Source organism: Cohnella panacarvi Gsoil 349 (assembly GCF_000515335.1).
In the GTDB taxonomy this organism is placed as follows: domain Bacteria; phylum Bacillota; class Bacilli; order Paenibacillales; family Paenibacillaceae; genus Cohnella; species Cohnella panacarvi.
Genome location: NZ_KI911563.1, coordinates 390630 through 404882 on the forward strand (window position 1 = coordinate 390630; position 14253 = coordinate 404882).

Consider the following 14253-nt stretch of genomic DNA (forward strand, 5'->3'; position numbering starts at 1 on the left):
TTTTCGGAGGAAACGAACATGAAGCATCTATTGATCGTTGACGACCACCAGACCTTCTTGGCTGGAACGGCCATGATTCTCGAGAAGCACGGTTATCGCGTCACAACCGCTTCGAGTGGGCAAGTGGCGCTAGAGTCGATGCGGGAAGCCTCATTCGATATGTTTATTTTCGATCTGAAGCTTCCGGAGATGAATGGATTCGAATTGACGGAAGAGACCTTGCGGAGGAATCCGGAGGCCATAATCGTGATCCTGACCGGAGAGGACATAGCTGAGCATTATAATCGCCTGATCGAGATCGGAGTCACCGGGATCTTGGAGAAGTCGCTCGGCGAACTAGCGTTTATCGGCAGCCTCCGAATGGCATTTCAACGCTTGACGGTGTTGCCTCTGCCTGTTGCACGCCAGCTTAGGACGACGGAAGGGCGGTTTCCTTCTCCTTATCCGGAGCAGAGCAACGCCAATAAAGCCCTCACCGATAAAGAAATCGGCGTACTCCGAATGATTGCCCAAGGGTATAAAAATAAAGACATTGCCGACCGGCTCTTTATGAGCCAACGCAATGTCGAATACGTTATCTCGCACCTGTTCGTGAAATTGAATGCCGCTTCCCGCCAGGAAGCCGTGCTCAAGGGACTTGAACTGAAATGGATCAACTTGGATCTATCTGATTCTTAGAGCGGAAGTGCGCAGTGAACCCTCAACCCTTGACCGGGCTGGGATTCTAACATGACACTCCCTCCGACCATCCGCGCCCGCTCCTCAATCCCTTTTAAACCGAACCGATTCGTCTCATAGAAGTCTCGACTCGTCTCCATGCCTATCCCATCATCCTTATAACGAATGTGCAGCCATTCGCCCTCTTGCCCGACCTCCAACGTCAGCTTACGAGCCTCCGAATGCTTAAACCCGTTGTTGATCAACTCCTGTACGATTCGGTAGATCGTAATGGTCTGTTCGTCGCTAATAGGAGCCATAATCGGAAGTGCCTTGAATTCTAGCTGAAACTCCGCGCGCAGCCTCGTTTTCTCCACTAGCTTGGAGACGGCATGAAGCACGCCATGCTCGGAGATGAACGGCGGCATGAGCTCATGGCAGGTTTCCCGGAGCATGAATTCGACGTTATCCAATCCCCTGCGAATGTCTTCCCTACTCTCGTACACGGAATTTTCCCCGGACGCGCGTTCTACTGACCTTCGGATATTCAATAACTCCTGCAGTACTTCATCGTGCAGATCGGAAGCGAGCCGCTTTCTTTCCTTTTCCGCAATCTGCATGAATAGCTTGGACAACCAGGGCTCGCCGCCCGCTTGATTCTGTTCCATTTCATTCAGTCTGGCCTCTATGAGATGCAGATAGTCATAGAATATCGATACGTATTTGCTCATCAGCATCAACGCGAACCGATCCCGCTCAACGAGAGCAAATGGCTCCCCGCTATTCATGGATACTGCCAAATACAGTTTCCTATCCCCCGTCCCCCCTGCCGCTCCGAGAACCAACAAGGGAGTAACGCTAACTTCTCCGGGGATATGTCGGTTGTGTTTCGCTTGCAGAGCGATTAGAAGCTCCTTTTCAAGAGAATCCGTTAAGTTCCCCCCTACGCCCTGTACCACGTGCTTTGTTTCCGTATACTTAACCAAGTTAAATGTATGAGACGCAAAAAATCGCTGCCCCTCGCGCAATACGCTTTGCTCCAAATCCCCTACCCGGTAAGCGCGCGTCAACTCGGATAATAGCCGATCCAATCGCTGCCTCGTATCCACTTCCTGTTCTAGAGCGACGTTCTTCGTCTTTAGTTGGTCCGTAACATTCCTATTTTCCCGTAAGGTCTGCAAGAATCTACGGAAAAACAGTACGCCGAAATACGCAACCAGCACGAACAGCGCCCAGGGAAAGGTGTCCTCCAGACATTGTTCCCAATAGGCGTCGAGGTATCCTATGCTACGTTTCTGGAGAATTTCAAGCAGGTCTTTGCCAATATCGGGCAGCACTACGATCATGAAGAGGACAAAACCTTTGGCTATCCAACGCAGCTCCGCCTGATGGCTCTTCAGACGCATAAGGGATCTGAATTGCACGGCGTAAAGCGTCATGTTGAGGATTACTAATAAGATATACAAGCGATCTAGGAGGAGGAAGAAGGGTTTGCTCGCCCCAATTATAAAGGAGACCATAATCGTTCCCCAGAGAGCGTAGTTAACTAAGTTTACCCCCCTGCTCCAACGTACGTTCATCGTACCCAGCAAGTAAGTAATTAGCGAGAAGACAACAATTACAACGGCGCTCTTAATCGCTAGCGAAAAGTTGCTTATCTCCGGGAAACCCCCGAACAACAATTCTTTTTCGTCCCACTCCGCGAAGAGCTGAAGCGAAGCCAGAAAAGAGAATACGCTTAAATAAAGGTAGCCTTTCTCCTTAGGAAGCACGGCGAATATGCCTAGAAATGCAAACCCGACAATGACGAACAACAGCGCAAATCCGGCATCATCGAGATGTCGCCGGATCAGGTTAACCGCTTCCGAACCGCCGGCAAGCGGCTGCGTCAATTCATAGTTTACAAGACCGTTCATTGCAAAGATCAGCGCGACCATTCCGGTCATTATCGCGCTTTCCTTCAACATCGCCATCCTGTTCCACTCCCGTTCGTAATATGGAAGTAGTCTACCATATTTACACACGAACTTGTCTCTATAAACAAAAAACTCCGCATAGCGCGCGGAGTATAGGAACGGTTCGGTTTGTTACACTCAGTTCATAATATGATCATTAATATATTCATTAACTACCTGAAGTTGAATTTGCAAGAATCCCCACTCGCCTATTACTTTTTTTGCTTTCTCGGCTGAGGTTGCATCGATGCCATTCGAATAGTTTTGGATTTCGGCCCATGTTAAAGTGGGTTTATTCACATGCTCCAATAGATCAACCAGAGCTTCAAGATACCAACCGTAGGAAAGATCAACATAATGAATATCCGAACGCAAAACATTAATATGAGTTTTATTAGCCTTGTCTTCGAATATGTTCAGTTCAAGCGTCCTGCTGTTTTGTGGAATAAACCCCATCGTCGGACTATATTTAATCCCTTGGGCGCACGTAAATGTATATTTTGTTCGAAGATTTGAACTGGAGTAGGTACACAAATACGGTTGCCCTCCCTTAATCTCCTCAAACGTCGTTCCTATGAACCCACTAGAAGTTTGAGCGGTTCTAGTGCCCTCGGCGGCAACCGCTTGTCCAAACATGCCAAGCGCGATTACGATACTCATAACCGTTACCATAAAAACTTTACGTTTCATTCGATAGTCCTCCTAGTGAAATGAATGGGCAAACCAAGTTATTAAATCCAAATCATCTTTTCTCCAAGGACTAGTTTATCATCCAAATTTTATTTAAAATATCCAACAAAAGTCCTTTTTAGTGTGCCTCGTAGAATTCAATCAGGTTATTATCAGGATCTACAACTCCGAATTCCCGTTCGCCCCACCATCGGTCTCGCAGATGCGCATTCGGATGTATGATTCCCAACGGTTGAATTCGCCTGTATAGCTCGTCAATCCCTTCAACTTCAATTCGACAGCTGGCCGTACCGGCGATGAAAGATTCGGCGCCAGAAGCGATTGGCTTGTGTAAGAGATCACGTGATCGCCAGCTTTCATCGCTTGCCTCCCATAGATGAATGAATCGAATCTCATGATTTAAGAGGACAGCGAAGCCCTTTTCATGGTAGCCTAATGTAAACCCAAGCTGGTCACAATAGAAATGTATGCTTTGCTTGATATCTCTTACTGGCATTGCTGGAACGGTACGTAACATTCTCATCTATCATTCTCCTCTTTAGAATAGGTTAAACAAGGAGTGTTGGCCATGCCACTGTTTCGTCGATCCAAACCGGAATCCGCATCATCAGCTCAACCAGCCGAGACGCGCGAGCAGACTCTCCTGCGCCGCGCCAGAGAGTATCTCAGAACACTTCAGACCCACTATCCCAGCGAATATGAGCGGGTGCTGAGCGAAGTAGAGCAAGGGGACCTCGCACGCGTGAAGATAACCCTGCGCTCGCTGGGGAGTATTGTGGACGAAGGCTACATCGAGTCGATGATCTCAGAAGTGCAGACCCGGGTTTCCTCTGCCCGTCTTTCCTATCAGAACGCATTAGACGAGAACCCCGATGTACTCAGGATATTGCTGCGCTCAGGCAATCGCTCCGAAGCCATCGAACTTTACCAGCACCGAACCGGCGTCGACTGGCCCGAGGCGCTGGCAGCCATCAAAGACCTGGAACGAGAACTGGCCGCTGAGGATGCCGAAGGAAGATAGCACAGCTCTACAGGCTAACTTCTTCAAGGGTACAGCCATTTCCTCTCACTCTCTCACCTATCCTATTATTTTTTGTGTCTTCGATCGCGCACGTTGCCAGGTTCAATCAAGATATCGTTCAATTGCCACGAAGAGAAAAACGAAGTTCGGATGTACCGCATGTTCCATGTTGCGCTTCGCCTTCCTTCTTCGGAAGGATACATATCGACACTCCACGCGAGCGGTGTCACAAGTGCATCCTCCTCGTCGGCCGCATCCTGCCGCCTAGGCGCTGCAGATCGAACCGCGGCGAGCGTGTCCATGATCCGCAAAACCTCATCCTGGTTGACGAGCTTCACGCCTTCCGTCAGCAGCCTTACCCATTCCGGATCCCGCTCGTTCATCGCGTGAACCAAGCTTTCCGCCAACCTCTCCGGAGAAGCGGCGCTCGTAAAGGCCCGGGATTGTCCTGCGGCTTTGTACACCATCATCTGATGAGCCACGTCTGGCACCGTGGACTTGTGCGTCGTGCTTTCCAAGAAATGAATGCAAAAGTGGCCCGAGAAATCGTTGTCCGGAATCCCATCCCCACCATGCGGCTTCCCGTTCATGGAAGCGGCGACTCGCTCATCTCCCAACCGCACGACGATCGCCCTGCGTTTCCAACTCCACTGCCCGCCGTAGATGGAATTCATCACCTTCGTATCCTGGCGTGTCAACGGCTGCACATCGGCATGATCGCGTCCGGCCCGCCGCTGCACTTGGAAGGTTAGTCCCGTCTCTACGTCCTGTACGGTAAAGACGCATTTCCGATAAAAAATCCGATCGGCTTCCCGCCAATGAAGCAGGCGTCCGTAATGACGCTCCCTCAGCACTTCACCTTCTTTAAGCAGACGCGCAGACGCGCTCGCCGGGAGAACCATTTGCTCTCCCGTATTCCCCTCCCACAAACGACCGGAACGCGTCATTCGGTACGTCCGATTCTCCGCAGGTCCGGCCACACGGACGTACAAATCCGTGAGTTCCGGGGCGAATTCGGTCTTCTTCCCCCGCTCGGCCCGAAGCACCCAATCGGGATTAAAGCGTGATATATCGTGCAGGCTTTCGAACGAGGCATGTTCGCTTGAACGAACGACGAGCGTGACCGTATTCGCCGATTGCCCGCTCGGCGCCGCAAAGGTGGCGTACGGTACGAATATCGTCGCGAACAGCGTCGTTGCCGCGATCCATTTCGCCGTCAGCATGAATAATGTTTTTTGCAATTGGTTTCCTCCGCCCATATTTCGGATGACGTTTGGGAATCGTAACTGCTTGAAGGAGGGTGTGTACCTATGAGAGGAATATTGGCGCTTGGCTTTTCGATCTGGCTCAGCCAAGCCGCGGCTCCCGATGATATGACGATCGAACATGAAGGACGTACCGTAATTCGCGTAAATCGCGCTGATTATACGTTGTCCGTATTTCCGCTTATCCATTCGACTAAGCTGCAAGCGTTGTTAGAATCCGTTGCCAGTCAAACCGATCGTCCGCCCGTCAATGCCCGCATCGACGCAAGCGGCGCAATCGAAGCCGAGCGGCCCGGCGTGAAGCTCGATCGCCGTAAGTTCGAAGAGCTCTGCTACCAATACTTTTATGGGAAAGGCCCTATTTCGCTCCCGACGCCGCAGATCGTCGTCTATCCGAAAGTCGATGGCGAGCTGCTCTCTTTGATCCGGGAAAAGCCGATTGGCAGCTACGCGACGTATTTTCATGCCGGCAATAAGAACCGTTCGAACAACATCGCGCTTGCAGCCCAAGCCATCAATAACACGGTCGTCTTTCCGAATGAAACGTTCTCGTTCAACAAGATTGTCGGAGTGCGAAACCAGCATAAAGGCTACCGGCGAGCCAAAGTGATCGTTCGGGGCGAGCTGGCGGAGGACATCGGCGGCGGCATCTGCCAAGTGTCCTCCACGCTGTACAACGCAGTCGATCGGGCGGGTCTCCATATCTTGGAGCGTTATTCGCACAGCCGCCATGTCCCTTATGTCCTGCCGGGCCGCGATGCGACGGTCAGTTGGAACGGACCGGATTTCGCGTTCCGCAACCCATATAACCAGCCGGTTCTCATTCGCGCTTTCGCAGGGAGCGGACGTTTGTACGTTTCCGTCTATTCATCCGATTTTATCGACTTTCATCCCCGTAACGTGCCCGGCATGTCCGAACGGCTCCCCGAGGAAGTGCCGATCAACCAAGGCATCCACTCCATGAACGAAGCGCCGTCCTCCTAAGGCCGTCTTGTCGCCAATCGGGAATCGATCCGATAAATTCAAAAAGTCCGCGTAAATACGCGGACTTTAATCGGTCTATGTACATATCAAGTTCTAAGCGCCAATAAGACGCTGCTATCCATTGTTAGGATATTGCTTCAGAACAGCCAGCATATGCCCCAAAACTTCTTTTTCAAAGCTAGCCAGCTGGTCCAGATCCGTTATGATTTTATCAAGATAGCGGGTGTCGTTCTCTTGTTCCCTTGTGGCCATGTATCTGATCTGTCCATTCCTCATAAGCATGCAGGTGCGAACCATTTTACTATAGGATTCATGTAAGTACGTATAATCAGCTTCAGCCAGATATCCGTTGTCTTTCAAATATTGGATCCTATCGATCATGCTATTTTTATGCTCTAGCAACACATGAAATGGTCTAAAATCGTACCAAAATGTAGGCAAATTCGTTTTGATCGAATTGTATACTTCCAAACCAAAAACAAAATGGGTCAGATTATTTTGAAACATACTAAAATTCCTGGCGGTATCTTTGGACTCCAGGTATTCCTCAAGGGTACGAATCACCAATTCGAGATCGAATACGTAGGTTCCTTTAAACGGACCGGAGTTTTTGTACACTTTCTGAATCAATATGATCTGACTTCTCCAAATGTTATCATTCTGATCATCGCACTGATCGTATGCTTCTTTAAATGCTTCAAAGCTGATCTCGGAAGCTTCGAACTTATGGTTGGCTCCTTTATAACCAATGATGTGGAAAATTTGTCTCTCCAGGTCGTAGCCGAAGATTAGGTTCTCATGATCGAATTTCTTGACTTGATAAGCCCAACGGTCTTTCACATAAAACTCATCCAAATGCAATGCGACATAATGATTCTGGTCAATGCACGCGGTGACGTATTTAATAATATCTCCACAGGTGCTTTGTACTAGTTGTCTATCCGTGCTCAGGAACGTTAACCAGTTGTTATTTACGTAGTAATTATAGTCTTTTCGCGGACCCATATAGAAATCCAAAGGCACGTCGTAAGTTACATTGTAGTCCTTCAAACCGCAAAGTTGTATGAAGTTACTGTGGAACCAGGGCAAGTAATCTTCTTCAGTGGATACAATAGACAAAGCTGTAGCATGCGAAGAATAGGCGTAAATACGCGGTGTCGCCAAAGGCAGTATTTTAATACTTGTCATTGGTCAATCGATCCTTCCAATCGTTAGATTCTTTCTTTTACTTGCTAACAATTGTGCTTTTTCATGTGACACAGTCTTATTCGACACATTTCCTAAGGTTTCCTCTTTTTCCTCTTTTGACTCTTTACATCTAATTTTGGTCGGCATATTTATTCATGTCCTAAAGAAAAGACAAGGACGGAATCGCCCCTGCCTATTCTTGATAACAGTGCTTATTTTAATCGATGAATCCGGAAATAATCGTAGATGTCATCGAGCATCCGAACGGTTACTGTGTTCGTCTTAACCGTTCCGTTACTCCACGCCGCGGTGAAAGTGAAGGTATACGTCCCTGCTGAAAGCTCCTCGTAATCCTCTTCCCACATTGAACCGGTCCAGCTTGTTTTCGCTGCATTAGTCGGAGAAAGCGACACGGTGTTCGTTCCCATCCGCACGGTGACAGTGGTTGCTGTAGTAAGCGTTCCAGTTACAGTCGTATCTGCGGCAAGAACGAATTTCTCACCCGCCCAGAATACATCTACAGCTCTTTGCGAGCCCGGATATTTATTATTGTATTGTTGTCTATTCTCCTCCCAATTTTCAGTATGCGTTACTTGTCCGGCAACCGATAGCACATTAACCGCAATCGTTTTTACGGCATCCGATGCGTTAGGTTCTCCGTAAGAATCAACCGCTCTCAGTCTAACTGTATAAACTCCCGGATTACTGTTGGTGACACTGCTTGGAATCGAGGCATTGGTTGTGCTGAACGTTGCTCTGTACGCATTCGGTCCGGTAACTGTCCAAGTAAAAGACATCGTATCTCCATCATGATCCGTAGATTGATTCACAAGGGTTATTGCATCCCCCTCATAGGCAGGTTTTGGCGACCAATCAAAGTTTGAGACGGGCGCTAGGTTTAGAACGGATACCTTTTTGGTCATTTGTGCGCATTGCCCTTTGGAATCGCAGACAACTTGACGGATTTCTAAATTTCCGACCGAATTGAATGTTTTCGCCCATGTTCCCCTGTTAGTGCTCTGTAATGACTCTACGCTGCCCGTCGTAACGTTGCGAATGTAGTATTCGTGAGTGAGATTCGCCGCTGCACCGTCCTCTTTATCATAAGCGGTGGAAGTGATCGATAAAGCTTCCCCTCTCTTTAGCGTCATTGTGCTTAATGTGAAACCCGGAACTGGCGGATCGTCGGGAATGACCGGAACGGCAATATCGATTTCATGCTCTGTCCAGTAACTCCAGGCACCGTAATCGTCTCTTACTTGCATTCCGGCTGTATAGGTGCCGACTTCTTGCGGTGTCACCAGCTTGCCATTAACCGTATTTCCTGATGGTGTAATGTAATAATACTTCCGTTCGGTAACTCCCCGAGTTGTCTTATAGTCAATTCCCGTTGATTCAGTATCATAAACAGTTGAACTTTGCCATCTGTCCGGATCGTAACTGCAATCATTCCAAGTTACATTCAAGGTTGTGCTATGAATACCAAGATCAAAGCAAGATACAGGTCTTCTATGGACGGTTACAATACGCCAATATTCATTGGAATCCTTTCTGTACTCATCAAATTCCATACCAGGGAAAGGATAAGCAGCGTTAGGATCATCCTTAGCCCTCAATCCAATACGATAGTTGCCAACCTTATCGAATGTAAGCGTAGGACTAGAGAATGTCTTTCCATTCATGGAAGACAGACCTTGGTTATTCAGGAACTTAGGGGTATGGGTAATGCCCCATACAAAGTCTCCTGCTTGAGCATCATTTTCTGGATCCTCAAACTTGATATCGCTGTATCTAACTTCAGCCTTGGCTTCACCCTCTACACCATTTTCATCCCAAATGGCATAGCTCGTAAGCCATGTGGCAGCCTCCACATTTAGCTCTTTTGCCTCAATCCTGTCAAAGATTGTGTAGGATTTGTCCGAGAAAGGTCCAAACTTGCCTGATGTGAAGGTTGCGTCTCTTTTGTCAAGATATGGTACCCCGCCCAAATATACCTCTATTCGATCGCCCTTCACAAGAACTTTAAATTTGTAGTCCGTTTTCTTTTGTATCGCTATAGCTCTTGTTTGTAGCACGGTTCTTGCTCCTGCAACATATTTAACCAGTGATATGCTTGCTCCGTCTGTCTCCACAGCATAGCGATTTATTGGACTTGCCATTCGAAAGGAAAATCCAGCCGTCTTGGCATTCTCAGTGGGACTATCCATGCTAAGCGTAAAGTTAAACTCCGCATCGGTATATTCCTCTGGAGATACAAACTGACCAAACTGGAATGTCTTGTAGGCTTGAGTGTTGTTTACAAGGCCAGAATCAAGAAACATGTATGCATCCTGTGTTGTTCCACCTTGTCCGAATCCAGGACCAGAATCTTGATAAATGCCTTCGTATATAGATAGCCATATGCCATCCCCTACGTATTCACCGAGCCTAAGTGTTTTTGTTTTTCTATCTCCATAAGTATAGCTTGTTGTCTCTTTTCTCATGTACTTATCGGAGTTGAAGTTAAACTTATCCAAAGTACCGCTTGCGCTAGATGTGACCCACCCATTTCCATAAGCGCCAGAATGCGTTACATAGAATGAAGGTCCCATATCCGTGTAATACCTTAGTGGATTTAGACCTGATGGTCCCGCTACTCCTGTAGTCATGTTTGCCATATTGGAATGCTCCGTATTGGTTGGCCACATACATCCGTTACAATATTCAACTGTGTAAGTTCTAGTTACAGCTTGCTTTGTAACAGGATTGTAGAAAAGGATGGGATAATTCTCCCTCATGAAGTCATACATGCCAACCTGACCTCTAGAGATGGATGTTCCTTGAAGCTTTGCAACGGTTCCAACGGTATAATCCGGTTTTATTTGCACCAAATATACACCCTGCGGAATATCAGGGTTTAAACTCATGTCAAACTTTACAACGGAATTTCCAGAGTAGCAATCCACATTCCTATAGGAATAGAAATTGCCTGCGTCATCTTTCCAATAGGTTCCATATTGAGCATATCCCCAACTGCAGCTATAGGTAGCCATTGGAGCTGTTATGATTTGACCAAAGTAGTTTCTGTACTTTTGCTCATAATTAACAGTTATTGTGGATAAAGGTACCTTGCCAGATTTAATAAACCTGCCATCCCTATCTATCTCTATATAGTCCTGCGTTGGTTCTGAGCTTAGTAGGACTATATTGCTGCCCTTTGTCATTATTCTGGTCTGATTGCCGTTTGATATCGTATTGCTTATCTCCGCGCGCTCCCCATTTTCGAAGGAGCTCCCCAAAAACTCTCCTGTCGTAGCATCATAGATGTAGACATCTGCATAGTTTTTAGGCGGGTACACATATTTATACCTATCTCGACCATCGCTATCGCAGCAGCTTTCATAATAGGCATATAGCGGTTTGTACCTTGTGTTATATACTGCAAGTATCCTGTTTCCTGCCACTTCAAACATTGGAGTCTCGTATCCCAAATTGCTTTTGCCGCTTGCAGTGGAAAAATCCCCGGCATCTGCTTTGACCTTCCAGTTAGGATCTCTTGTCATGTCCTGTTTCGTATAGTAGGGATACTCCCTCTTTCTGTACATGTCAATGATAAAGTCGTATGGGTTGCTTCCGATCCACTTGTGTATAAGGCTTGTTGTTACGTTATAGGGATTGCTTGAATTTATTATCGTTTCTGATGCGTACCCTGGCAGTCTGCTTTTGTTCATTCCAAAAATAACGGGCTGATAGATATTATTCCCATTGTCTGTATACCCTGCAACTCTTTTTTGATCAAATATAACATGTGTATTGTTGCTTCTAACCATCGTGTGAAATTGAGCGGGTTCTAGTTTTGCATAATCTTCTCCCGTTGTAAAAGGTGACGGGTAGGCTTGAGATTTGGTTGGTATTAGTATTGGACTGGATTTCAAAGGATCTCTAGCAGCCAAAGCTTTGTATGGAGATATGCTATTAGGGCCATAACCATTGTCGGTAAACACTGGAAAAACCCGATGAGCCTCTACTTGGCCTTGTCCATAAGAGTAACTCATTTCATAGCTGAATTGCTGTTCCATACCCTTTCCAAGTCCGGCTAGTAGCTTGTCTCCAGCTATTGCCCACATGTATGGCTTATTTATGAGCCTTACCATGGAGTTAGTCTCATATAGATCCCAGTTTTTAATCATTCTATCTGCTGGAATCAGATATTTATTTGGAGGTTCTGGAACTTCATTTTTACCCTCTACAGTAAAAGATACGGAAGGCGCTAGATTTGTAGTATCGAGTACAGTCGTTGCTGTATCGGTTTTACCGTAATCTTCCTCAACGGTAAGTTCAATTAGATACTTGCCTACCTTTACAGGTTTAATTTGAGATTTTACAAGATCTCCTGCTAAAGAAACCCAAGCATCATTATCAAATCCATCATTGGCTTGGTCGTATTTATACCGATAGGTAGCCTTGACGAGTGGGTCTTTGTCCGGACTATAGGATTTATTGAATATGTCATAGCTTTCAACCCTAATGCCTAAAGGATCAGACTCTACAACAGCAACAGGTGGCTCATCGGGAAGTACGGTTAGTGTATGCTCAGTTTTGTACAGGGAATGAAAACCAGCACTATCAACTACCTCAAGCCTAATCCTTTCAGTACCTACAGTAGTGTATTTAGGTAGATTGTTTTCCCATAGGTATTGGGTTATTGTCCTTCCCATAGGGGAATAGCTTTTAGCTCCAGAAAAAGGTGCTGGAAGCGGTCTATTTTCCTTAACCTCAGTAGGACCTTCAATGATCGGAATGGGGTTTGGCGGGATTACGGATATGGACACAGTCCTTCTTGATTCAGCCCCGAATGAATCCCTTGCTATAACCGTTACGCTATGTACCCCAAGTTCAGATGCTGTTAGATTTCCAATCACCTCATCATGTTCCCATGCTCCATATTCATCTGGCAAACTGCGAACCCATGCACTGCTGCTTGATTCAAAGAGCCAAGTGTACGTGATAGGATCTCCATCTGGATCATAGGGCATAGCCGGCTCACTAGTGTTATTGTTAATAATTCGTAGGTTAATCTTGGTTCCTACCGGAACCTCATAGTCTGGAATGATGCCATTACGATTGTACTCTCTAAAGAAACCAGCCGAAAATTGAGGCGGGGAGTTGTTTTCGCGTTCTTTAATGGTGAGAAACTTGCCATTAACCCATCCAGAGTCTATAGCTCCGTCAGCGCAGGTTGCAGTAACCCTGATTTGAACAAGGTTGGGCCCAATTGCGAGGCTATAAGGGTAGTTTGAGTAAGAGTAACTACTCGAGGAACTTTGGGAACCGACCCGATCGCTGTACCAGCTGCTTGAGCCTCCTATCATGTAATCGTGATAAGCATAGGTGCAGGATGCCGGTATTTTAAAGTCCTTTGGGCGTAAGCTAAAGCTTTCACCCCAGTTAATTGTACTTGGGGTTATATCAAAATCACCGGATATTGTTACATCTTCTGGATCTCCCCACTCAACGTACATTTCCTTGTCCCCATAAATGTATGTATCCCCTTGAAAGTTGAACGAAAATGCTGCGTAATACCAGATTTGTCTGGCGCCAGGGGCTGCATAGTCGTGGTATAGGCCTTTTTCTCCAGTAAGTTTTTTGGCTTCGTCGTATAGGGGTGCTTCTAAAGACTCTTCAGTAAATGTTTGAGTGTAATATATTGTTATTTGCTGGTTGCTTTTTACTTCTTTAATTTTTCCCTCGTATTTTGTATGGGAGTCCGGTTTTGCACACTTAGCCGTGTATATTCCGCTGCAGACAATCTTATCCTCAGCTAATTCTACGTCAACAGGTTTAATTGAAGATGTTAAAACTGCATTATCTGCAATAGATTTTTTTTTTAAGAGCAGCTATTGAGAAGTCTGATGGAAATGTATATTTTCCATCCTTTGTTAGCGTTAGTTGCAGTCTATCATCTGTACAATTTGGATAAGCTTTGTATCCCCATTTATCTTTTGGTGCCGGTGGGCAAGCTGAGTTATTTGAACTTGGGAATCTTACCTCTTCATAACTGGATTTCCATTCGTCTGTTCCGCTAGATCTATTCCAATAATAAACGCCACCATAAGGTGAACCGCCTGAAGCCTTTAATGTAGCAATGGTTCCAAAGGTTATATCCGATCCTGAAAAGCTTGGTTTATCCAACCAAGCTCCTGGAACGGATCTTATTGGGGAAGTTGTATCCCCCTTTGTATACCAAGCAAGGCTCTTGATTACTTTCCCGGATTTGGCAGAGATATTAATTGACGCAGATTTTGATGAATTTGGTGAAAAAATAAAATCTGGTACGGATGTTTTATCGTCATTAGACGACTCGGAATACGTAAAATTTACTTTTTCTTTTATTGTCGGTGTTGCAGCATCTGCTTTCTCAGCCGGTACTGATAAAAGAACCGCCATAGAAGTAACCAATACTGCAATTATATTTAAGATAGAAAATGATTTCTTAACCATGGCTACCTCCTAA

At 46.4% G+C, this 14253-nt stretch carries 10 protein-coding genes; 3 read left to right on the forward strand and 7 right to left on the reverse strand.

The features are described 5' to 3' along the window. Positions 1-18: 18 nt before the first annotated feature. Complete coding sequence (locus tag COHPA_RS0101960) at positions 19-678, forward strand: response regulator transcription factor (RefSeq protein WP_027084512.1); 660 nt, start codon at positions 19-21, stop codon at positions 676-678. Here the strand turns inward: COHPA_RS0101960 and COHPA_RS0101965 are convergent. From COHPA_RS0101965 to COHPA_RS0101975, 3 genes are all read right to left on the reverse strand, one after another. After that, positions 675-2630, reverse strand: coding sequence for a sensor histidine kinase (locus tag COHPA_RS0101965; protein ID WP_027084513.1), 1956 nt, complete (start codon positions 2628-2630; stop codon positions 675-677). The genes COHPA_RS0101960 and COHPA_RS0101965 overlap by 4 nt on opposite strands. Before the next feature lie 120 nt (positions 2631-2750). Beyond that, complete coding sequence (locus tag COHPA_RS0101970) at positions 2751-3302, reverse strand: hypothetical protein (RefSeq protein ID WP_027084514.1); 552 nt, start codon at positions 3300-3302, stop codon at positions 2751-2753. Positions 3303-3420: 118 nt separating this feature from the next. Next, positions 3421-3825 carry a bleomycin resistance protein gene (locus COHPA_RS0101975; protein WP_027084515.1) on the reverse strand — a complete coding sequence of 135 codons (405 nt, stop codon included), beginning with the start codon at positions 3823-3825 and terminating at the stop codon, positions 3421-3423. A 45-nt stretch (positions 3826-3870) separates the two neighbouring features. On the opposite strand from COHPA_RS0101975, the gene COHPA_RS0101980 reads away from it, so the two are divergent. After that, the gene (locus COHPA_RS0101980) at positions 3871-4323 is read left to right on the forward strand and encodes a hypothetical protein (protein WP_027084516.1); all 453 of its coding nucleotides are present in this window, start codon (positions 3871-3873) and stop codon (positions 4321-4323) included. A 65-nt stretch (positions 4324-4388) separates the two neighbouring features. Here the strand turns inward: COHPA_RS0101980 and COHPA_RS24120 are convergent, their stop codons facing one another. Continuing rightward, the gene (locus COHPA_RS24120) at positions 4389-5564 is read right to left on the reverse strand and encodes a hypothetical protein (RefSeq protein WP_027084517.1); all 1176 of its coding nucleotides are present in this window, start codon (positions 5562-5564) and stop codon (positions 4389-4391) included. A 69-nt stretch (positions 5565-5633) separates the two neighbouring features. Here COHPA_RS24120 and COHPA_RS0101990 point away from each other — a divergent pair, with 69 nt between their 5' ends. Continuing rightward, a complete protein-coding gene (locus tag COHPA_RS0101990; protein ID WP_027084518.1) occupies positions 5634-6572 on the forward strand; it encodes a VanW family protein in 939 nt (312 codons plus the stop codon). Positions 6573-6686: 114 nt separating this feature from the next. Here the strand turns inward: COHPA_RS0101990 and COHPA_RS0101995 are convergent, their stop codons facing one another. The 3 genes from COHPA_RS0101995 to COHPA_RS25405 all read right to left on the reverse strand — a co-directional run bounded on the left by COHPA_RS0101995 (position 6687) and on the right by COHPA_RS25405 (position 14240). Then, positions 6687-7760: a hypothetical protein gene (locus tag COHPA_RS0101995; protein ID WP_027084519.1), complete on the reverse strand. Its 1074-nt coding sequence runs from the start codon at positions 7758-7760 to the stop codon at positions 6687-6689. A 212-nt stretch (positions 7761-7972) separates the two neighbouring features. Continuing rightward, positions 7973-13261, reverse strand: a complete 5289-nt coding sequence (locus tag COHPA_RS0102000; protein WP_035119326.1) for a PKD domain-containing protein — start codon at positions 13259-13261, stop codon at positions 7973-7975. A gap of 343 nt (positions 13262-13604) precedes the next feature. Next, a complete protein-coding gene (locus tag COHPA_RS25405; RefSeq protein WP_156926586.1) occupies positions 13605-14240 on the reverse strand; it encodes a hypothetical protein in 636 nt (211 codons plus the stop codon). Positions 14241-14253 lie beyond the last annotated feature (13 nt).